At 66.8% G+C, this 22,569-nt stretch carries 13 protein-coding genes; 4 read left to right on the forward strand and 9 right to left on the reverse strand.

The window, feature by feature from the left end; translation table 11 throughout:
• Positions 1-69: 69 nt before the first annotated feature.
• Together ACP694_RS10645 and ACP694_RS10650 are read right to left on the reverse strand one after the other, a co-directional pair.
• Positions 70-2,481 carry a glycoside hydrolase family 3 N-terminal domain-containing protein gene (locus ACP694_RS10645; protein WP_426012217.1) on the reverse strand — a complete coding sequence of 804 codons (2,412 nt, stop codon included), beginning with the start codon at positions 2,479-2,481 and terminating at the stop codon, positions 70-72.
• A gap of 177 nt (positions 2,482-2,658) precedes the next feature.
• Positions 2,659-3,609, reverse strand: a complete 951-nt coding sequence (locus ACP694_RS10650) for an SGNH/GDSL hydrolase family protein (RefSeq protein ID WP_426012219.1) — start codon at positions 3,607-3,609, stop codon at positions 2,659-2,661.
• A gap of 601 nt (positions 3,610-4,210) precedes the next feature.
• Between ACP694_RS10650 and ACP694_RS10655 the strand changes: the two genes are divergently transcribed.
• Together ACP694_RS10655 and ACP694_RS10660 are read left to right on the forward strand one after the other, a co-directional pair.
• Positions 4,211-7,381 carry a TonB-dependent receptor gene (locus ACP694_RS10655; protein WP_426012220.1) on the forward strand — a complete coding sequence of 1,057 codons (3,171 nt, stop codon included), beginning with the start codon at positions 4,211-4,213 and terminating at the stop codon, positions 7,379-7,381.
• 68 nt (positions 7,382-7,449) lie between these two features.
• Positions 7,450-8,508 (forward strand): alginate lyase family protein, encoded by a 1,059-nt coding sequence (locus tag ACP694_RS10660; protein WP_426012221.1) that lies wholly within the window; start codon positions 7,450-7,452, stop codon positions 8,506-8,508.
• 4 nt (positions 8,509-8,512) lie between these two features.
• On the opposite strand, the gene cobA is transcribed toward ACP694_RS10660, so the two are convergent.
• From cobA to ACP694_RS10695, 7 genes are all read right to left on the reverse strand, one after another.
• Positions 8,513-9,286, reverse strand: coding sequence for a uroporphyrinogen-III C-methyltransferase (cobA, locus tag ACP694_RS10665; protein ID WP_426012222.1), 774 nt, complete (start codon positions 9,284-9,286; stop codon positions 8,513-8,515).
• Entirely contained in the window at positions 9,276-11,960 is a 2,685-nt protein-coding gene (locus tag ACP694_RS10670; RefSeq protein ID WP_426012223.1) for a molybdopterin-dependent oxidoreductase, read from the reverse strand. The genes cobA and ACP694_RS10670 overlap by 11 nt, the downstream gene beginning before the upstream one ends.
• Positions 11,960-12,319: a nitrite reductase small subunit NirD gene (gene nirD / locus ACP694_RS10675; RefSeq protein ID WP_426012224.1), complete on the reverse strand. Its 360-nt coding sequence runs from the start codon at positions 12,317-12,319 to the stop codon at positions 11,960-11,962. Before nirD ends, ACP694_RS10670 begins: the two co-directional genes overlap by 1 nt.
• Positions 12,316-14,772, reverse strand: a complete 2,457-nt coding sequence (nirB, locus tag ACP694_RS10680; protein WP_426012225.1) for a nitrite reductase large subunit NirB — start codon at positions 14,770-14,772, stop codon at positions 12,316-12,318. Before nirB ends, nirD begins: the two co-directional genes overlap by 4 nt.
• 28 nt (positions 14,773-14,800) lie before the next feature.
• Positions 14,801-16,024, reverse strand: coding sequence for a nitrate/nitrite transporter (locus ACP694_RS10685; RefSeq protein WP_426012226.1), 1,224 nt, complete (start codon positions 16,022-16,024; stop codon positions 14,801-14,803).
• Between the two features lie 270 nt (positions 16,025-16,294).
• Positions 16,295-17,449 (reverse strand): CmpA/NrtA family ABC transporter substrate-binding protein, encoded by a 1,155-nt coding sequence (locus ACP694_RS10690; RefSeq protein WP_426012228.1) that lies wholly within the window; start codon positions 17,447-17,449, stop codon positions 16,295-16,297.
• On the reverse strand, positions 17,446-18,024 hold the full coding sequence (locus tag ACP694_RS10695; RefSeq protein WP_426012230.1) for an ANTAR domain-containing response regulator: 579 nt from the start codon (positions 18,022-18,024) through the stop codon (positions 17,446-17,448). The genes ACP694_RS10690 and ACP694_RS10695 overlap by 4 nt, the downstream gene beginning before the upstream one ends.
• Before the next feature lie 255 nt (positions 18,025-18,279).
• Here ACP694_RS10695 and ACP694_RS10700 point away from each other — a divergent pair, with 255 nt between their 5' ends.
• Entirely contained in the window at positions 18,280-19,587 is a 1,308-nt protein-coding gene (locus ACP694_RS10700; RefSeq protein ID WP_426012232.1) for a glycoside hydrolase family 53 protein, read from the forward strand.
• Positions 19,588-19,866: 279 nt separating this feature from the next.
• The gene (locus ACP694_RS10705) at positions 19,867-22,491 is read left to right on the forward strand and encodes a TonB-dependent receptor (protein WP_426012234.1); all 2,625 of its coding nucleotides are present in this window, start codon (positions 19,867-19,869) and stop codon (positions 22,489-22,491) included.
• Positions 22,492-22,569 lie beyond the last annotated feature (78 nt).

Below are 22,569 nucleotides of genomic sequence, written 5' to 3' on the forward strand. Positions count from 1 at the left end.
CCGGCAGAGCTGCGCGCGGGATGGGGACAGGCCCATGTGCCTGTCCCCAATCGTATGGAGCGGACTCGTTTAAGCCGTGACCGTCAGCGTCGCCGGCTTCAACTGGACCGAGTTCGGGCCCGACAGCAGGGTGAACTTCCCCGGCTCGACCACCCGCTTCATCTCCAGGTTCCACAGCGACAGGTCCATCGGCGAGACCTCGAAGGTCACCGTCGTCTTGGCGCCGGGGGCCAGGGTCACCCGCTTGAAGTGCTTGAGCTCCAGCACAGGGCGGGTCACAGAAGCGGCCTCGTCGTGGATGTAGAGCTGCACGACTTCATCACCAGCGACCTTGCCGGTATTGGTGACATCGACCTCGACCTTGACGCTCTGGCCGGGACCGATCGCGGCCTGGGCCGGGCGCGGGGCCGAAATGTCGAAGGTGGTGTACGAGAGCCCGAAGCCGAACGGATACAGCGGCGTCGTCTCGTCGAACAGATAGCCGCGCCGGGCCGTGGGCTTGCGGTTGTAGAAGATCGGCAGTTGGCCCACGTCGCGGGCGATGCTGACCGGTAGCTTGCCGCCTGGATTGGCGCGGCCAAACAGAATGTCGGCGGCGGCGTTGCCGGTCTCCTGGCCCAGGTACCAACCCTCGACCAGGGCGTCGGCGCGCTGGGCCAGCAGGTTGACCGACAGCGGACGGCCGTTCAGCAGGAACACCACGGTCGGCTTGCCCAAATCGAAGATCGCCTTGGCCAGGTCGTTCTGCTGGCCGATCAGGTCGAGGCTGTCGCGGTCGCCCAGGTGGTTGTCGGCCCAGGCTTCGCGGCTGGTCTGCTCGTTGTCGCCCAGCACCATGACGATGACGTCGGCCCTTTTCGCCACCTCGACCGCCTCGGCGATGAGTCGCGCGTTGATGGCCGGGTCGGCGAGCTTCACCTCGTCCTGAGCCCAGATGCGGGCCTCGGTCAGGCGCACGGCCTCGGCATAGTCGAGCGTAAAGCCGCTCTTCTTGGCCTCGGCCTGCAGGCCTTCATAGATCGACACCACATGGCGCGGGGTGTCGCTGTAGCCGCCGATCGGGGTGTCCTTGGCGTGCGTGCCCAGCAGGGCCAGGCGCTTGAACTTGGTCGGGTCGAGCGGCAGCAGACCCTTGTCGTTCTTCAACAGCACGACGGCCTTGCGGGCGGCCTCACGGGCCAGGGCGATGGCGTCGGGCGTCGCGGTCTTGGCGTCGGCGGTCTTCTCGTCGGCATAGGGGTTCTCGAAGAGGCCGCCCTCGAACTTGATCGCGAGCACCCGCGCCACCGCCTCATCGACCGATGACTGCGGCACGCGGCCCGACTTCACCAACTCGGGCAGCAGGACATAGGCCTCGCCATCGGGGAGCTCGACATCGACGGTGGCGTTCATCGCCATCACGGCGGTGTCGGCCAGGCTGTCGGTCAGCTTGTGACGGGCGATCAGCTCCTTGATGGCGAAATAGTCGCTCATCGTCACGCCCTTGAAGCCCCACTCCTGGCGCAGAACATCATGCAGCAGCCAGCGATTGACATGCGAGGGAACCCCGTCGATCTCGTTGTACGACGGCATGACCGAACGGACCGGCAGCTCCTTCACCGCCCGTTCGAACGGCGGGAAGAAGTTCTCGCGCAAGGTGCGCTCGGCGATCTGGGCGGGGCCGACATTGGTGCCATTCTCGGGCTGGCCGTGGCCGGTCATGTGCTTGAGGGTGACGAACACCTTGTCCGGCGCCAGCGGCAGGGTCCGGCCCTGGAATCCGCGGATCGCCGCCAGGCCGATCTCGGCGCACAGGTGCGGATCCTCGCCATAGGTCTCCTCGATGCGGCCCCAACGCGGGTCGCGCGCCACGTCGACCACCGGAGCCAGGGCGATGTTGGAGCCCCGGGCGCGCATCTCGCGAGCAGCCACGGCGAAGCACTTCTCGACGGTTTCGGGGTCAAAGGTCGAGGCCAGGGCGATGGCTTGCGGGAAGCTCGTGGCGTCGCGGGCTACATAGCCGTGCAGGGCCTCGTCGTGCATCAGCATCGGGATGCCCAGGCGCGTCTGCTCCATCGACCACTTCTGGGCGGCGTTGGTGTAGTGCGCGGTTTCCTTGGCGTTGCGGCCGACCGAGCCGTCATCAGCGCCGGCGGCGGCGTCGACCACCGTGGCGGGCTTCAGTCCCTTGCGGTCGGTAGGGCGCGAGATTTGCCCCAGGCCGTTGGGGAAGTTCTTGCTGGCCTCTGCGGGCGAGAAATCGCCTTCGGGCGTCTGGATCCTGGCCTTGGTGAGCCAGATGCCGATCAGCTGGGCCGCCTTCTCTTCCAGCGTCATCCTCGACAGCAGGTCGCGAACACGCAGTTCGATCGGCTGGGCGGCATCCTTGTAGAGCGGCTTGCCGCCCTTGGCGGGGACGGCCGCGCGCACGGCGGGCGCCGAGGCGGCGGCCAGGGCGGCAAGGCTGACCCCAAGGGTGCGGCGCGTGAAGGTCTGGCTCATGGTCTTGGTTTCCCCGCTTTGATCGGACCGTGATCGGTCTCTCATCCGGCGCGAACGCCTTGGCTGGTTGGCAGTATGGAAGGGCGGACACGCCCGCTCAAGTCATCGGATGTTACCGGTCTCATAAATTGACGGATGATGCCAGACCCATTGGTCAGACATCTTCGTTTGCAGAGATCAGTGGTCGAACAACGACAGCGGAATTGCGTCCGCCATGGCCTTGTAGCCGGCCATCGAGGGGTGCAAGCCATCGTTGTCATAGGCCGCGTTGAGGCGCTCCGGCTTAACCGGGTCACGCATCAGCAGGTCGAAGTCGATGACGGCGTCGAAATGGCCAGGCGCGCGGATCCAGGCGTTGATCGCCTGGCGGTCGGCCTCGTTGACCGCCGTGGGATGGTAGTAGGCCGAACCGGCATAGGGCAGGATGGTCGCCCCGATAACCTTGATCCCGCGCGCGCGGGCCCGCTCGATCATCTGGCCATAGGCGCCGGTCATGTCGCGCACCAAGGCTGCGTGGGCCTCCGGGGTCGCCGGCGCGTCGCGGGTCAGCACGCCCAGGTCGTTCACCCCTTCCAGCACGATCAGATAGGCGACGCCCGTCTGCGAGAGCACGTCGCGTTCGAAGCGGGCCAGGGCGTTGGGCCCCGAACCGTCCCGCAACACGCGGTTGCCTCCGATCCCCTGGTTGAGAACGCTCAGATGGCGGGTCTTGGCTGATGCTTGCAGTCGGGCGGCGAGATGATCGGGCCAGCGCAGGTTGCTGTTGGGCGCCACGCCGTAGCCGTCGGTGATCGAGTCGCCCAGGATCACGACCGCGCCGCGCGTCTGACCGACCACATCGACGCCCGACAGCGCGAACCAGTGATCGACGGTCTTGGCGCCCGGCAGGTCGGCGTCCGCCACATGCTGACCGGCCAGCACATAGGACGTCGCTCGCGATCCGGGATGGCTGGTCTGCCGCTCTGGCGAGGCTGGCAGGTAGACGGTGATCGCCAAGTCCGACAGGGGTGCGACCGACAGGTCGATCGGGTCGGAAAGATACTCCGCGCCCGCCGGCACCACGACTTCGGTCTGACCAGAGAAGGTCGCGGCATGGTCGGTCGCGACATCGATTCGCGGGCTGCTCACCGAGAGGGGCTTGGCGACATGCACAGAGGCGAACCGAAGAGGCGCCGTGCCGTGGACGTTGGACAACCTGACGCGAACCTGCCGCCCTCCCCCCGTCAAACGAACGATTTGCCGGAGGGTCGCGTCGGCGAGGTCTTGCGGCGCCAGCGCGTTCTGTGGCTCCGGAACCTGCTGCGAGGCCGCCCACGACCCCACCCAGTGAGTTTTCGTACTGGGCGGTTGGGCGCCGGCCGCGAACGGACTGACGATGAGCAAGGCAGCCGCGAGCGCGCCAAGTGTCCGACGAGTCTGGATCATGCTTCTCTCCCGCACCGTCATTTTTTCGACGGTAGCGGTACCAGTACTAGGCGACCGCGACGCAGGTTGGAAGTTGGAATGCGTGCAACGTCGACGGAGCCAGGCGTTCATCGACCGGACGCATTTCGTCGCCACGGCCGATTCCGACCGCACGGCGGTGATAACCAATCCCTCCACTTTGGCCTTACCACGCTTCCGGCGAATTGTGCAAAGTGGTAATACCATTTCGTTGACATACGCGGCGACTGGTCGGATAAGTTCGTCAACGGCGCCAAACACAGACGCGCCTCTGGGGAGGCTAAAGATGACATCCAATTTCAATATGCTCGTCCTTCGCGCGACGCTGCTGGCCTCATGCGCCGCCGTCGCCCTGGGTTCGACCGCCCAGGCGCAACAGACGCCCGCCGCGACGCCCGAGGCCGCCGCTCCGGTCGACACCGTTGACGCCGTCGTGGTAACCGGTTTCCGCGCGGCCTACGCCAACGCCATCGCCACCAAGCGCGACACGCTGCAAATCTCGGACGGCATCTCGTCGGACGGCCTGGGGCGCTTCCCCGACCTCAATGTCGGCGAAGCCATCCAGCGCATCCCGGGCATCCAGATCAACCGCGAGGCCGACAGCCGCAACGCCACGATCAGCCTGCGCGGCCTGCCCGGAACCTTCGCGCGCACCACCCTGAACGGCGGCGCCTTCGCCGACCCGGTCCTGAACGGCTCAACCCCGCTGGGCGCCTTCAACTCCGACATCTTCACCGCCATCAATGTCATCAAGTCGCCCATGGCATCGGACCTGGCCGGCGGCCTGTCGGGCAATATCGACCTGCGCATCGCCCCTGCCCTGGGCCGCAAGGACGGCGGCTTCGCCAAGCTTTCCTACGAGTACAACGACCTGGGCAACCTGGGCAGCCCGCTGGCTTCGCTGGGCTACAACAAGCACCTGACCGACGACTTCGCGGTGTTCGGCGTGGTCGCCTGGAAGGACGAAAAGTTCCGCCGCGACTCGATCACCGTCAATTCGTGGGGTAACCGGCTGGGCTCGATCCAGTTGGGTGGCCAACAGGCCGTGGTCAACAACACCGGCGCCTATGTCGCCGGCCAGAACGCCGCCTATGACGCTCTCCAGGCGTCGCTGCCCGCCAGCTACACCTCGCAGTTCCCGAACGGCCTGGCCCCCGTCTACTATCCCAGCCAGACCCGCCAGCTCGTCAAGTTCAACCGCGGCACGACCCTGTCGGCCGCCACGGGCTTCGAGTGGCGCATCAATGAAGATTGGAAGTTCGGCGCCAACGGCTTCATCACCCGGCGCAAGCTGAGCCAGGCCACCAATAACCTGCTCTATATCGACGCCGGCGCGGGCCAGGGCACCAATACCGGCCTGACGGCGACCTCGGCCGTCGCCAGGATCAGCAATCTCGGCGCCCCCTACATCGTGCAGACGCCGAACGGTCCACGCGCCTATGTCAACTCGTTCTCGGCCGCCAACATCAACACCTTCGACTCCATCCGCTCGGAGCCGGCCCTGAACCAGACCTGGGCCATCAACCCGACCGTCGAGTTCAAGAACGACGAATGGCGCGCCACCGCCAATTTGACCGTCTCGCGCGCCAAGGCCCAAGCCAAGCAGATCGAGTTCGACATCGTCCAGAACCCCTACCGCAACCTCGGCGCGGGCGGGCTAAACGGCATCACCACGTCGGTCGCCCTGGGTGGCGCCGACCTGGCCAACTACATGGCCACCCTGGCCACCCCGCACGCCACACACCTGGCGACGACGCCCTACAACATTCCGGCGCTCGCCAGCGCCGCCACCCAGGCCGGCGCCCAGATGCCCGGCGCGGCGGCGAACACGCCCGCCGACCGCTTCGGCATCACCGGCACAAACGGCCGGGCCAAGAACGACCTGGATTCGGCTCAACTCGACCTGGAGCGCACTTTCGAGGATGGCCGCTTCCTGACCAGCTTACAGTTTGGCGGCCGCGCCGAGAGCCTGAAGTTCACCTCGTCGGGTTCGCGCAACACTTCGCTGGGCGCCCAGACCCAGAACATCACGCCGGCCATGGCCTCGCAGCTGAGCTACGCCAACGATTTCTTCGGCGGCCAGGCTTCGGGGGCGACGTCCAACTGGATGGGCGTGGACGTCAAGCAAATGCTGTCGATCCTGACCCCGGTGAACACCGCGCCCCGCAACACCACCACCAATCCCACCGGCTTGCCCGGCCAGTTCGCCTTCGGCGCGCCTGGCGTGTTCCTGACGCCCTATGGCTTTGTGAACAATTATTGGGACGGCAACTACTGGAACAACAACTTCACCAATGAGAACGACGTCTACTCGGCCTATGCAACAGCCAAGTTCAAGACCGAAATGTTCAGCATTCCGGTGCACGGCGCCCTGGGCGTTCGCTATGAATATACCGACAACAAGATTGTCGCGCTGAACTGCACCAACTGCGCCGCCGCCCAGTCGGTCGCGCCCGGTCCGATCAACCACGGACAGACCACCAAGACGACGACACGCAACTATGACTATTGGCTGCCGTCGCTGATCCTGGCGGCGGACCTGCGCGACGACCTGATCCTGCGTTTCGCGGCCTATTCGACCTATGTGCGCCCGCAGCCACGCGACATCGTGCCGACCACCTATGTCCAGAGCCCGGTCGACCTGACTCCGCCGGTCGATCCGGTCTACACGGTGACCATCGGCGCGACGAGCCTGAAGCCCTACACTTCCGACTCTGTGGACCTGTCCCTGGAGTGGTACAACCGACCAGGCGGCCTGATCTCGCTGGCGACCTACCGCAAGAAGGTTGACGGCTATATCGGCCCGATCACCGATCCGACGCTGCTTTGCCCCGCCTCGGGCCAGATCCCAGGCCTGGACGTCAATCTGGGTACGCTGACGATCGACAACTCGGGCGGCACGCCAGTCTGCAGGAGCTCTAACACCTTCACGGGCGCAGGCGGGACGGTCAGGCAAGCCCAGGTCAATATAAGCGGCCAGACCAACCAGAACGCGATGACGGTCACCGGCGTCGAGTTCAATATCCAGCAGAACTTCGATTTCCTGCCCGGCTTCTGGAAGGATTTCGGCGGCGCGTTCAACTACTCCTACACGTCGATCGATGGGAAGGACCAGGCGGGCAAGGCGATCACCCTGCCCAGCGTTTCGAAGAACAATCTCAATTTCATCGGCTATTATGAAGGGGCAAAGTTCGGCGCCCGCCTGGTCTATAACTGGCGCGACAAATACGATCTGGCCGCCGGCAATTCGTTCGTCGGCGACGCCCGCACCGTCAAGGCGCGCAGCCAGCTAGACGCCTCGGCCTCGTACAAGTTCACCGACGACCTGACGCTGTCGGTCGACGCATTCAACCTGACGGACGCAACCCGTTCGGAATACGAGAGCGATCCGATGCTGCCGCGCCGGATCGACTATGACGGCCGCACCTACCAGATGACCCTGCGGGCCACCTTTTAGTCTGTAGTTCCCCTGTGAGGCCGGGCTCCGCGCCCAGCCTCATGTCTTTGTCCAAAGAGACGCGTGACATGAAGACGTTGCTGATGGGCGCGGCCTGCGCCCTGGCGCTACTGGCCTCGCCGGCCCTGGCGGCCGACTACGCCCTGCTGGGTTCGGCCTACGCCAAGGGCGGCGCCGCAGCCCCCGCAGCAGCGGACGTCCTGAGCAAGGCCAAGGCCGCCCTGACCCGTCCGCCCGGCGCGATCCCTCTGCTGCATACCGAGGGCACCCTACCCGGCAAGGGCATTCGCGAGATCAGCGTGACGGCCAAGGAGGACCAGCCGATCGTGCTGAACCTGGCTTTGGCCTGGCGGCTGACGGGCGACCGGGCCTATCTCGACCAGGCTGGCCGCTATCTGGAGAACTGGGCCGACGTCTATCAGATGTCTTTCAACCCGATCGACGAGACCGGCTTCGACGCCCTGATCATGGCCTATGACCTGACTGAGGCCGACCTGCCCACGATGACCCGCGCCAAGCTCGATGGGTTCTGGCGGCGCATGGCTGTCGGCTATCTCGACGCCATGGATGGCAAGCCGCGCAATTTCGACACCAACTGGCAGAGCCACCGCGTCAAGCTGGCCACGATGGCGGCTTTCCAGGTCGCCGACGCCAAGCTGATCGACCGGGCCCGGGCGGCTTTTAGCGCCCAAGTCACGACCAACCTGCTGGCCGACGGCACAGTGCACGACTTCCACGAGCGCGACGCCATCCACTACGTCACCTACGACCTGGACCCACTGATGATGGCGACGCTGTCGGCTCGCGCCCATGGCGAGGACTGGTTCACCTGGCGCAACGCCGCCGGCGCCAACCTGCCCGGCGCGCTCGACTGGCTGGCGCCCTACGCCAAGGGCGAAAAGATCCATATCGAGTTCGCCAACTCGAAGGTCCAGTTCGACCGCGACCGCGCCGGCGCGGGTCAGAAGGAATATGCGCCGCACCCGTGGGATCCCGTCAATGCGGTCGGCACCTATGCCTTGGCCAGCCTGATGGACCCGCGCTATGCCCCGCTACGCGACGATCTGGTCAAGCGCACGCATCGCCAGCCAGCGGGGTGGATCCAGCTCCAGGACCAATCCCGCTGAAACCTTAGCCCACGGCGCGCGACAGTTCTTCAAGGACATCGCCCGCGCTCCTGGCCTGGGCGGCGACCTCGCCGATGACGATCAGCACCGGACCGCCGCGCGTCTCGCCCAGCGCCGCCGCCAATGTGCCCAGCGTACAAGGATAGAGCCGCGCCTCGACGCCGCCCGCCTGCTCCACGGCCACCGCCGGAGTGTCTGGCGAGCAGCCGGCGGCGATCATCCGTTCACTCAGCGCGCCCGCGACCTCGCCGCCCATATAGATGGCCATCGTGGCTTCCGGATCGGACGCGGCGCTCCAATCGCCAGCCAAGGCGCCGGCCTCCAGTCGCGCCGTCGCGAACACCACCCGTCGCGCCTCGCCGCGATGGGTCAGGGGGAAGCCAAACTGAGCGGCGGCGGCGCAGGCGGCGGTGACCCCCGGCACGACCTCGACCGGGACGCCGTGGCCCTGGAGGAACGCTGACTCCTCGCCCACCCGGCCGAAGATCGACGGATCGCCGCCCTTGAGCCGCACCACCCGCAGGCCCTTGCGGGCCAGGCGCAGCATCAGCCGGTTGATCTCGTCCTGGTGCATGCTGAGCCTGCCGGCCCGCTTGCCGGTCTGGATGCGCACGCAGCCGGGCGGGGCCAGGGCGATCGCGTCATCCGAGATCAAGGCGTCGTAGAGTAGGGCCTGGGCGCTCTCGACGGCGCGAACGGCGCGGACGGTCATCAGGTCCACGGGGTCCGGGCCGGCGCCGACCAGCAGGACGCGGCCGGCTTGAGCATCATGCGACATGGAGGGTCTCCTTGACGGGCGGGATGACGACCGACGCGGCGATCATGCGGGCGATCTCGGGGCGGCAGGAGCCGCAGTTGGTCCCTGCCCCGGTCGCGACGCCGACCGCGTCAGGACTGATGGCCCCCGCGACGATCGCGGCCTGAACGGCCCTTGCGCCGATCTTCAGGCAGGCGCAGACCATCGGTCCCTCGTCGATCGGCGCGCCGGGCGGACGGCCAAACAACAGCGCCGAGCGGGCTTCAGGACTGAGCACCGGTTCAGCGAACAGCTCGGCCAACCAGTCCCGCGCCGGCAGACGACCGGCCAGGGTGACATACAGCACAGCGACCAGCCGCCCATCCTCGACCCAGGCGTCGCGCCGGGCGCCGGTGGCGGCGTCTTCGTAGGTCACGAGTTCGCCGGTCAGGCCTTTGACAAGCGCCTTGCGCAGGGCGGCGCGCTCGGCCTCATCGCCCCGACCGGCGAACTCGTGTTGCTGGCAGGCGTCCTGCGGGATGCGCCGCCAGACGAGGTCCAACCCCGTGGGGGATGCGAGGCTGGACCGCGTCAGAAAAAAGCCCTTCCAGGTCTCGCGATGGGCGCGGATCCGGGCGGGGGTGTGCTTGAACTCCGGCTGTCCCGAGGTCGGGTCGAGATTAGCTGCCACCAGCGGATTGGCGCGGCCGGACGGCGCGAAGGCGTTGGTCCAATGCATCGGCATGAACAGGCTGCCCGGCCGTTGACGGTCGGTGAGCTTGGCCAGGACCACGGCTTCGCCGCGCACGGTGATGATCCGGGTCAGGGCGCCGTCCTTGAGGCCCGCGGCCTCGGCGTCTGCCGGATGGACCTCGACAAACGGTTCGGGCGCGTGGCGGCACAGGTCGGGAGCCAAGCCGGTGCGGGTCATGGTGTGCCACTGGTCGCGGATGCGACCGGTGTTCAGCGAGAGCGGGAAGGCCGCGTCGACGGCGTCCGCTGGGCCGCGCGGCCGGGTCGGGACCATGCGGGCTCGGCCGTCTGGCGTCTGGAACCGGCCGTCGATGAACAGCCGCGCCGTGCCCTGGCCGTCCGCCGTCACGGGCCACTGCAGGGGCGACAGCGCCGCATAGGCCTCCGGCGTCAGGGCGGCCAGGCCCGCCAGGTTCAAGACCCGCCCCTCGTTCTCGTAGGCCGTCATCCGCGCCCACTCGCGAAAGACCCTGGCCTGAGACGGCCATCCGAATCCATCGAAGCTCATGGCGCGTCCGACGTCGGCGACGATCCGCCAGTCGGCGCGGGCCTGGCCAGGCGCCGGGAACAGCGCCCGCTGCCGCGAGATCCGGCGCTCGGAATTGGTCACCGTCCCGTCCTTCTCGCCCCAGGCCAGGGCCGGCAGCTTGACGTCGGCGAAGGCCGTGGTGTCGGTGTCTACGCAGTCCGACACCACCACGAACGGGCAGCGCTCCAGCGCCTCGCGCACCCGGGTGGCGTCGGGCATCGAGACGGCCGGGTTGGTGGCCATCACCCAGATCGCCTTTATCTTGCCCGCATGGACCGCCTCGAACATGTCGACGGCCTTCAGGCCCGGGGCGCGGGCGGTGTCGGGCGCCCCCCAGAAGCGGGCGACGCGGTCGCGGTCGGCGGGGGCGAAGTCCATGTGGCCGGCCAGGGTGTTGGCCATGCCGCCGGTCTCGCGCCCGCCCATGGCGTTGGGCTGGCCGGTGATCGAGAACGGGCAGGCCCCTGGCTTGCCGATCCGCCCCGTCGCCAGGTGGACATTGAGGATCGCCAGCCCCTTGGCCGTGCCCTGGGCCGACTGGTTGGCGCCCATGGAAAACAGGCTGACCGTGCGCTCATGGGCGGCGAACAGCTCGTAGAAGGTCAGCAAGTCTTCCACCGGCACGCCGCAGTCGGCGGCCACGGCGGCGGGCGACTGATTTAGCTCGGCCAGGGCCGTCTCGACATCCGCGAAGCCATTGACGTGAGCGGCGATGTAATCGCGGTCGATGGCCCCCCGCCGGATCAGGTCGGCCAGCAGACCGTTCCACAGTCGCACGTCGCTTTGCGGGGCGATGGCCAGGTGCAGGTCTGCGCCTTCGGCGGTGTCGGTGCGGCGCGGGTCGATGACCACGTGCTTCTGGCCTCGCGCCTTGGCGGCCTCCATGCGCCGAAACAGCACCGGATGGGTCCAGGCGGCGTTGTGGCCGCTGAACACCACCAGGTCGGCGAGATCCAGGTCCTCATAGCAGCCCGGCACCAGGTCGGCGCCGAACGCCTGCTTGTGGGCCGCCACCGCCGAGGCCATGCAGAGCCGGCTGTTGGTGTCGATATTGCCCGAGCCGATGAAGCCCTTCATCAGCTTGTTGGCGACATAATAGTCCTCGGTCAGCAGTTGGCCCGAGACATAGAAGGCCACGCTGTCGGGCCCGTGCTTGGCGATGGTGTCCTTGAAGCGCTTGGCGACCAGGGCCGTGGCGTCGCTCCAGGACGCGACCTTGCCGCCAATGGTCGGCTCAAGGAGCCGGCCCTGCAGCCCCACCGTCGCGCCCAGCGCCGCGCCCTTGGAACAGAGGCGGCCGAGATTGGCGGGATGAGCGGCGTCGCCGGTCACGGACAAGGCTCGGCTCTCACCGACAGCGCCGCTCACGCCGCAACCGACCCCGCAATAGGGGCAGGCGGTCTTGATCGTGAGCGCGCCGCCGCCGTCTGCCATCAGGCCCCCCGTATCGCCGGCGCCGTCGCCAGACTGAGCATCAGACGGCCGTCGCGCACTTCCAGTGGCACCACCGGCGTGCAGCCCTTGCCCTTGTCGGCGCCCATGGGCTCGCCCGAGGCCAGGTCAATCGACCAATTGTGCAGCGGGCAGGCCACGGCGCGGCCGTGGACGATGCCCTGGCTCAGCGGACCGCCCTTGTGCGGACAGGCGTCCATCAGGGCGAACACCTCGCCATCACCGGTTCGGAAAATGGCGATGTCACCGCAGGGGCTGGTGACGCGACGGGCCCCGCGACGCGGAATGTCCGTCACCGCGCCGACATCGATCCAGACCGGAGATTTCAGGGGCGCGTTCATGCGGGGGCGAACTCCATCCGGCGGCTCATGGGGGTGAACTCCTCGTTGTGGCGGCCGGCCACGCGTTCGGCCCAGGGGTCGATGCGGGCGAAGCGCTGCGAGAACACGAAGCGGTCGTAGAGCGCCTTGCGGGGTTCGGGATCCGTGACCTTGGCCTGAATGGTCTCCAGGCCAACCCGAGCCATCCACTTGTAGACCCGCTCCAGGTACCAGCCCTCTTCGCGGTACAGCTGCATGGCTGCGGCGATCACCCAGACGGTCTCGTCCTCCGAGGCGACGTGGGTCAGCACCTTGGTGCCCTGGATGTGCAGGCCGGCGGCGCCGCCGATGTGGATTTCGAAGCCGCTATCCACGCAGACCACGCCGAAGTCCTTGCAGGTGGCCTCGGCGCAATTTCGGGGACAGCCCGACACCGCCAGCTTGACCTTGGCCGGGGCCCACGAGCCCCACAGGAACTTCTCCAGCCTTATGCCCAGGCCGGTGGAATCCTGGGTGCCGAACCGGCACCAGTCGCTGCCGACGCAGGTCTTCACCGTGCGCAGGCCCTTGGCATAGGCGTGGCCGCTGACCATGCCGGCGGCGTTGAGGTCGGCCCAGACGGCCGGCAGGTCGTCCTTCTTGACGCCCAGCAGGTCGATCCGTTGGCCGCCGGTGACCTTGACCGCCGGGATCGCGAACTTGTCGGCGACATCGGCGATGGCCCGCAGTTCGTCGGGCGTGGTCATGCCGCCCCACATCCGGGGAACGACCGAATAGGTGCCGTCCTTCTGGATGTTGGCGTGGACCCGCTCGTTGATGTAGCGCGACTGCTTGTCGTCGCGATATTCCGACGGCCAGGCGCAGAGCAGGTAGTAGTTGAGGGCCGGTCGGCACGAGGCGCAGCCGTCGGGCGTGGTCCACTCCATGGCCTGCATCACGGCTGGCATCGACTTCAGGTCGTACTCGACGATGGCCGTGCGGACGTCCGAGTGCGGCTTGTGGGTGCACTTGCACATCGGCTTGGGGCCGGTCTGTTCCTTGAAACCGTCTCCCAGGGTCAGTTTCAGCACCTGCTCGACCAGCGGGGTGCAAGAGCCGCACGAGGCCGAGGCCTTGGTCACCGCCTTCACGTCGTCCACGGTCGTCAGGCCCTGGAGGGTGATGGCCGCGACGATCGAACCCTTGCAGACACCGTTGCAGCCGCAGATTTCCTGCGTATCGGGCATGGCCGCAACGGCCGCATTAGGGTCCAGGCCGGACAGCCCTTCCGTGATGGCCTGGCCGAAGATCAGGGTCTCGCGGATGTCCTTGACCGACGTTCCGGTCCGCATCAGGTCGAAGTACCAATTGCCGTCGATGGCGTCGCCGAACAGAACTGAACCGACGAGCTTGCCGTTCTCGATGACGACGCGCTTGTAGACACCGCGTCCTGCGTCGCGGAACACGATGTCCTCGCAGCCTTCGCCACCCGAAAACTTGCCGGCCGAGAACACGTCGACGCCCGAAACCTTCAGGCGGGTCGACAGAACCGAGCCTTGATAGGCCCCCTCCCCGTCGGTCAGCGACCCGGCCAGCGCGCGGCACATCTCCCAGATCGGCGCGACCAGGCCGTAGCAATTGCCGCGATGCTCGGCGCATTCGCCCACGGCGAAAACCGCCGGATCGGAGGTGCGCATGGCGTCATCGACGACCACGCCGCGATTGACGGCCAGGCCCGCCGCCCTGGCCAGGCTGGCGTTGGGCTTGATGCCCACGGCCATGACCAGCAGGTCGCACGGCAGGACGCGGCCATCCTTGAGCTTGAGGCCCACGACCTGGCCGTCCATGCCAAGGATCTCCTCGGAATGAGCGCCCAGCACCGTCTCGACGCCGCGCTCCGCCAGGGCCTCGCGCAGCAAAAAGCCGGCGCTCTCGTCCAGCTGGCGTTCCATCAAGACGTCCATCAGGTGGACGACGGTGGCCGCCATGCCGCGACGGGCCAGGCCGTAGGCGGCCTCCAGGCCCAGCAGACCGCCGCCGATCACCACGGCCCTGGCGCCGGGCTTGCCAGAAGCGGCGATCATGGACTCGACGTCGTCCAAGTCGCGGAAGGTGACCACGCCCGCAAGATCGATGCCGGGCAACGGCAGACGGAACGGGTCAGACCCCGTGGCCAGGATCAGCTTGTCATAGGCAACTTCCAGCCCGCCCTCGGCGGCGACTTTGCGGCCTTCCAGGTCAATCGCCGTGACGGCGCGGCCGGCATGCAGGGCGATGGCGTTATCCGCGTACCAGGCCTCGTCATTGATCACGATGTCGGCGAAGGACTTTTCCCCCGCCAGCACTGGCGACAGCATGATGCGGTTGTAGTTCACCCGCGGCTCGGTCCCGAAGATGGCGATCTCGTAGCGGCCCGGATCGCGCTTGAGGACTTCTTCGACCGCCCGGCAACCGGCCATGCCGTTGCCGATGACGACCAGCTTTTCCTTGGTCATGGTTCTGCTCACTGGGAAGGAAAAGGGATCAGACACGGATCGGACGGGCGTCGGCGCCGTGCAGTGTCGGCCAAACCAAGCGCCAGCGCGCCTTGAGACCGAGCAGGGCGAAGAGCGCGAACACCGCCAGGGCCGCGAAACCGAGGAAGCCGAGCTGATAGGAGCCGGTCAGCTTCTTGGCCATGCCCAGCGTCGAGGCGAGGTAGAAGCCGCCGATGCCGCCGGTCATGCCGATCAGCCCGGTCATCACCCCGATTTCCTTGCGGAACCGCTGCGGCGCCAGCTGGAACACCGCGCCATTGCCGGCGCCCAGGGCCAGCATCGAGAACATCAGCACGGCCAAGGCGATCCAAGCCGAGGGCATCTGGAAGCTGGCGGCCGCCAGGCCGACGGCGGCCAAGGCGAAGACAATGGTCAGGGTTCGCACCCCGCCGAAGCGGTCGGCCAGGGCCCCGCCGACCGGACGGATGAACGAGCCGGCGAACACGCAGGCGGCGGTGAAGAAGCCGGCGATCACCGGGGTCAGCCCATATTCCGAGTTGAAATAGATGGTCAGGGACGAGGCCAGGCCGACGAAGCCGCCAAAGGTCACCGCGTAGAGCAGCATCAGCCACCAGGCGTCCGGAACCTTCAGCACTTCCATATATTCGGGCAGGGTCTTGGGGGCAGGTTGCTCGGGAGCGTCCTTGGCCAGCAGCATGTAGACGACAAAGGCGACGGCGAGCGGGATGGCGGCCAGGCCGATCACGTTCTGCCAGCCAAAGGCCTTGGCCAACAGCGGCGCGAACAGGGCGGCCAGGGCTGTGCCGGAGTTGCCGGCCCCGGCGATGCCCAGGGCCAGCCCCTGATATTCTTGCGGATACCAGCGCGAGGCCAGCGGCAGGGCCACGGCGAACGAAGCGCCGGCCACGCCGAGCACGACGCCCAGGGCCAAGACCTGGTGGTAGTTATGAATGCCCAGCAGCCACGCTGCGACGAGGCCGGTCAGCACGATCAACTGGCTGATCATCCCGGTCTTCTTGGGACCGATCCGATCGACCAGCACGCCGTTGACCAGGCGCAGCACCGCCCCCGCCAGAACCGGGATGGCGACCATCAGGCCCTTCTGGGCGGGGTCGAGATGGAAGTCCTTGGCGATGGCCACGCCCAGCGGGCCCAGGATCACCCAGACCATGAAGCTCAGGTCAAAATACAGGAACGCGGCGAACAGGGTCGGCGCATGGCCGGCCTTCAGGAAATCACGGGAGAGCATGATACGCCTCGGATGTTGCGTGTCTGCGAGAGCGAGGCGCGAACGCCTCGGGCGGGTGACCGCATCCGAGCGGTCGTCTCTGGCAGCCACGAACTTCGTTGTCCGGAGGCCTGATGCTAGTGGAGTGTCGAGGGCCCGGCGTTGTCACGCGCCATGCCGCGTCGCGGTGTCGATAGGCCTGGATCGCGCGGTTGCTCAGCAAACGGACAGCGTCGATGCTTCAAGCATGAGCAATTCTTTGGGGCGAGCTGCGCCCGAGCGGACGATCGCCTAGGCGCGGGCTCGGCTGATCGCAAACCCGGCGGCATAGCCACGGGCATCACCGGGGTCGAAGCTGACCCCGTCGAACAGCGCCGCCGGAACTGACGCCGCGCCGTCCTCAAACGCCTGAGCCGGGCCCAGGATCGGCCCGAGCGATAAGGCCGCCTCGCGAAACAGGTCCGGGCGATAGACCCGGTCGGCGACGGCTGCGAGATCAAGGTCGTCGGCGACCTGAGCCCAGCGCACCATCTGCGACAGGAACCACAGGGCGTGCTCTCGGCGGGGCAGGCCCGCAGCCCCGCGATGGAAGACGATCTCCTGCCGCAGAGCTCGCGCCACGACCTCGGGCTCGGCGCCGACGTGCTCGGGACGCGACAGCAGCGCCACCAGTTCGGCGTGATTGCCAGGCTCGTCACACCAGGCTGCGGCGCGCAGCAAGGCCCGTAAGGCGGCGCGCAGTTCGCCGGGATGACGCTCGGCCCAGGCCTGCGTAAGGCCGAACACCTTGTCAGGCCCGCCCGGCCAGAACGTCGATGCCTTGATCAGCATCTCGCCGACGCCTTGGCTCATCGCCACCGCGTTCCAGGGCGCGCCGACGCAGAAGCCGTCGATGCCGCCGGACTGGAGATGATCGACCATGCGGGGCGGCGGCGTCACCACCAGTCGAACGTCGCGATCAGGATCGACGCCCGCTTGCGCCAGCCAGTAGCGCAGGGCGTAATTGTGCATCGAATGGGGGAAGACCACCGCGAAAATCAGTGGCGGCGCGCCATGCTCCTTGCGCTGCTCAACCAAGCGAGCCAGCGGACGGGCGGTGATGATCTCCGCCGCCATGCCCTCGGGATCCAGCGCACGCATGGCGGCGGCCAGGCCGAGCGAGACGGTGATGGCGCTGCCGTTCAGGTTCAGGGCCAGGGGCGCCAGCATCGGCGCCCCCGAGCCGTCGCTGGCCAGTCCCGAGGCCAAGGCCATCGGCGCCAGCATGTGGGCGCCGTCGAGCGCGCCGACCGTCACCTTGTCGCGGATCGTCGCCCACGAGGCTTCACGGCTGAGCGAGACCTCCAGCCCCTCTTGGGCGAACAGGCCCAGACTTTTGGCCACCACCAGCGGCGCGCAATCGGTCAGCGGGATGAAGCCCAGCGTCAGGTCGGCCAGCCCGCTCACGACGCGTCCCCCTTCAGCACGCCGGCGAAGGCCAGCAGGTCGGCGGCCACCGAGCCGATCGGCTTGCCGCGATCCATGGCCAGCTTGCGCAGCAAGCGATAGGCGCCGTCCTCGTCCAGGCCACGCTCCTTCATCAGCAGGCCCTTGGCCCGCTCTACCGTCTTGCGCGACTCAAGGTCGGCCTTGGCCTTGGCCAGGTCGCCGCGCAACTGCTGGATCAGGGCGAAACGGCTCATGGCGACGTCGAGGATCGGCCGCACCCGGGCCGGAGACAACCCATCGACGATATAGGCCGCGACGCCGGCCCGAACGGCCTGCTCGGCCAAACCTGGCTCGGATCGGTCGACGAACATCACAACCGCGCGCTGACTGCTGGGGCTGATTTCACGGAGACTGTCGAGCGTGTCGCGATCAGGGCTGTCGGAGGCGATCACCACGACGTCCGGTGCGAAGGCCGCCACTTCCGTCTCGTCATAAGTCGCCGCCTTGCGGACCTCCAACGGGTCCACGCCCCGCAGTCCTTCAGCGACCAGGGCGGCTCTGGCGGGGTCTGGATCGATCACGAGCACGCGCATGCGGTTGGCGTAGGTTCCTCCCGAGCCCCGCGGGAGCGCATAGCGTGGCGCGCCGAGCCTCTTGCCGATTCAGCCCGCCAATTGCGCACCGACGCCTTGATTAACGGCGCCGAAAGACGCTAAGCCACCAAAACCCCTCTTGATTTATAATATCAATGCGATGAGTGTCCGCCAGTTCCGGCGTGAGCCGCGGTATTGAGGGGGATAGACATGCGACACCCGCGCCACTGTATAATCGTTGCCCTGGCGGCTAGCTTGCTGACCCTTGGCGTCGCGCAAGCCGCCGAGCCCCCGATCTATATGGGCGTCGATATCTCCTACGCCAACGAAATGGACGACTGCGGCGCGGTCTATCGGTCCGGTGGCAAGCCGGTCGATCAATACCAGTTCTTCAAGGCGGCGGGCGCCAACGTGGCGCGGATTCGTATCTGGAACGACCCGGACTGGACCAAGTATTCCAACCTCGCCGACGTCAAGCGCAGCATCCGCCGCGCCAAGCGGGCCGGCCTGCAGGTGCTGCTCGACTTCCACTATTCCGACGACTGGGCCGATGGTGAAAAGCAGCTGGCCCCGAAGGCGTGGGCCAAGCTATCGACGCAGGACCAGGCCAAGGCGTTGTACGCCTTTACCCATGACACCCTGACGGAACTGGACCGCGAAGGCCTGATGCCCGAACTGGTGCAGGTGGGAAACGAGACCAATGGCGAGATCGTCTCAAGCCTGGCCAAGGCCAAGGAGCCGATCCACTGGGACCGCAACGCCCTGCTGTTCAACGCCGGGATCAAGGCCGTGCGCGACGCGGGCGCTGAGAGCAAGATCAAGCCGCGCGTGATGCTGCACATCGCCCAACCCGAGAACGTCGAGCCCTGGTTCGCCGCCGCCGCCAAGGCCGGGGTCAGCGATTTCGACATCATTGGGATCAGCTACTACAGCAAGTGGTCCAAGCGCTCGATGGCGCAACTGGGCCAGACCATCAACCGCCTGCGCAATACCTATGCCGCCGACGTGCTGGTGGTGGAGACCGCCTACCCGTTCACCACCGCCAACGCCGACAGCTCGCCCAATCTGCTGGGCGAAGACTCGCTCATCGCCGGCTATCCGGCCACCCCGGCGGGCCAGAAAAAATACCTGATCGACCTGACCCAGCTGGTTCTGGCGAGCGGCGGCACGGGGGTCTTCTACTGGGAGCCGTCCTGGCTCTCGACCAAGACCTGCGGCACCCGCTGGGGCAAGGGCTCCAACTGGGAGAACGCGGCGCTGTTCGACTTCAAGGGCCAGGCCCTGGAGGGCGCCGACTGGCTCAAGACCGCCTATGTCCTTCCCGTCGAGGTGACCTTCAAGACCAAGGCGACCACGGACGCCGCCTTCATTGACGGCGACTTCCTGGGCGGCGTTGGACCCAGGCCCATGACACGCGAGGGCGACGCCTTCGTCTATCGCACCCACCTGATGCCGGGCGCTGCGGTGACCGTGGCCACGGCGGAGGCGTCAGACGAGGTCGCCGATTCACCCGCCGTCGCCGCCGCCATCGGGCAACGCGCCGCCGTCGTTCCGCTGCCCTAACGGCCCACGTTTTCAGCGACTTTCTTGCCGTTCAGCGCGATAGCATCGCCCCAAAACGTTCGAGGCTTGTCATGTGTGATTGATATGATAAATAGAAATTCTCGACTGGAAGAAGACACCGGTCGAGGAGCGCTCGGCAGAAGCGCGGAGAATTTCGGTGCGAATCCCGCACCCAACTGAACCGGCGGACTTTCAGCGCTGGACCGATCCATTCGCATCAGAACGAGAGAGCAGCCGCGTCACGGAACGCGGCGCCGTCGCCACACGGGGGAACCACCGATGTCTCACTACAAGTTGCTCGCCGCTGTCAGCGGCATGGCCATGATGGCCGCCGCCAGCGCCTACGCGCAAACCGCTCCCGCGCCAGCCAACGCCGCTCAGGTCGACGAAATCGTCGTCACCGGCGTTCGCAAGAGCATGCGCGACGCCCTGGCGGTGAAACAGGGCTCGGACAAGGTGGTCGAGGCCATCTCGGCCAAGGACATTGGCGTGCTGCCAGACGTCACCATCGCCGAGTCCATCGCCCGCCTGCCCGGCGTCAACGCCACCCGCGACCGCGGCAATGACAGCCAGGCCGTCGTGCGCGGCCTGGGCGCTCGCCTGGTGCTCGGCACGATCAACAACCGCGAAGTCGCCTCGTCCGAGCCGGACCGCAACGTGCGCTGGGAAATCTATCCGTCGGAGGTCGTCTCGGGCGTGCAGGTCTACAAGTCGCAGTCGGCCGACCTGATCGCCGGCGGCGTGGCCGCCACCATCAACATCGATACGATCGCCCCGCTCGACTACAAGGGCCCCGAATTCGTGCTACGCGCCGGCCCGGTCTATTATGACGGCGGCAAGGACATCCCGAACTACGGCACCACCGGCTACCGGGGCAGCGGCTCGTTGGTGCACAAATTCAACGACGATCTGGCTATCGTGCTGGGCCTGACCAGCCAGCGGCAGAAGAACGGCTACGGCTCGTTCACGGGCTGGGGCTACAACGACTCGATCGCCCGCCCGCCAGCCGGCGCCAGCGATTACAGCGGCGACCTGAACGGCGACGGCAAGCTGGACGCCACCCCGTGGGGCGCGCAAGAGTCGGCCAGCCGCATCGACCAGAAGCGCACCGGCGTCTCGGGCGGCCTGCAATGGCGGCCGACCGACCAGTTCGAGCTGAAGGGCGACGTCCTCTATTCGAAGATCAAGATTTCCGAACTTCAGGACCAGACCGTCTGGGGCCGCAACAACTGGGGCAACTGGAACAACGGCAACCGGGGCGACTACACCGCGCCCGGCGCGTCCTACACCCTGATCAACAACACCGTGGTCGCCGCTCGCCTGCCCTACAGCTCGGTGACCACCGTGCTGTCGCACTATACCGAGGACAAGGACCTGCTGGCTGGCGGCCTCAACGGCAAATGGACCAACGACCAATGGACCATGGCCGGCGACGTCTCCTATTCCAAGGCCGAACGCACCAATTCCTGGAAGGGCGTGCGGGTCGAGGCTTATCCAGACTGGACCACCTTCGACACCCGGGCCGGCCAGACCCCGACCATCACCACCAGCGCCCCCACCATCAGCCTCGCGCAGTACGCCAACCAGTACGGTTCGCATGACGGGCCCGAGCATCTGAACGATGAACTAAAGGCCGCCGCTCTCGACTTCACCCGCCAGCTGGAAGGCGTTCCGTTCAAGAGCGTGCAGTTCGGCGTCCGCGCCTCGGATCGCACCAAGGAACACGGGGCGGCGGGCTATTCGCCCGCGCCGACTGGCGTGACCGTGCCGGCCAATCTGTTCACCGCATATACGATCGGCAAGGGCGCGAACCTCCCGGCCATACTGACCGGCGACATCGACAAGATCGCGGCCATCGCCTACGGCGCCAACGCGTTCAGTCGCGCCGCCGACAAGCCCGCCGAGGACTGGAGCGTCCACGAGAAGGTCTATGAGGGCTATGGCAAGCTGAACTTCGCGGGCGACAGCGTCGGCGGCGCCTGGCTGACCGGCAACATCGGCGCCCGCGTGGTTCGCACCGAATCCGAAAGCACCGGCTTCCGAGCCGACACCACGGGCGCGGTCGCGTCCGTGGTGGTGGGCAGCCGGCACACTGACTTCCTTCCGTCGGCGAACGCCAAGTTCGACTTCGGTGATGGCAAGGTGTTGCGCCTGGGCCTGGCCAAGGTCATCGCCCGCCCGCCGCTGGACGAACTTCGCGCCAGCCGCACCTTGACCACTTGGTCGCCCTATACCGGCAGCGCCGGCAACCCCAAGCTCGACCCGTTCGAGGCCGTTCAGCTGGACGCCTCGGCTGAATGGTACTTCCGTCCGGAGGCTCTGATCGCCGCGTCCTACTACTACAAGGACGTCAGCTCCTATATCGGCTGGAAGCAGACCCCGGTCGTCTATAACGGCATCACCTACGCCGTCGCCAGCCCGACCAACGGCGGCGGCGGCTATATCCAGGGCCTGGAACTGACCTTCCAGACGCCGTTCTTCTTCCTGCCCGGCCCGCTGGCCAATTTCGGGATCTATTCGAACTACGCTTACGTCGACTCCGACCTGAAGGAGTTCTCGCCAGCCAACAATCCCCTCGACATGACGGGCCTGGCCAAGAACACCGCCACGGTCGACCTGTGGTACGCCCACGGCCCGCTCGAGGCGCGACTGGGCTACAAGTATCACAGCCCGATGACGGTGATTTACGGCTGGAGCGGCGCGGACCTGCAGACCCTGGAGACCGAGAAGACGCTCGACTTCAGCTCGTCGTACCAGATCAATGACCACATCGGCGTGCGCTTCCAGGTCAACAACCTGACCAACGAGGCCCTGCGTATGTACCGCGACAACGATCCCAACCGGATCGGCCGTTACGACGTCTACGGCCGCCGCTTCCTCGCCGATGTGACGGTGAAGTTCTAGATCTTTGGACTTTTAGCTCTGGGATTCATCACGCCTCCCCGATGATCCTGCGACTGGGGAGGAAGCTTCTCGCTTCCT

This window comes from Caulobacter sp. DWR2-3-1b2, assembly GCF_049896345.1.
Lineage (GTDB): Bacteria > Pseudomonadota > Alphaproteobacteria > Caulobacterales > Caulobacteraceae > Caulobacter.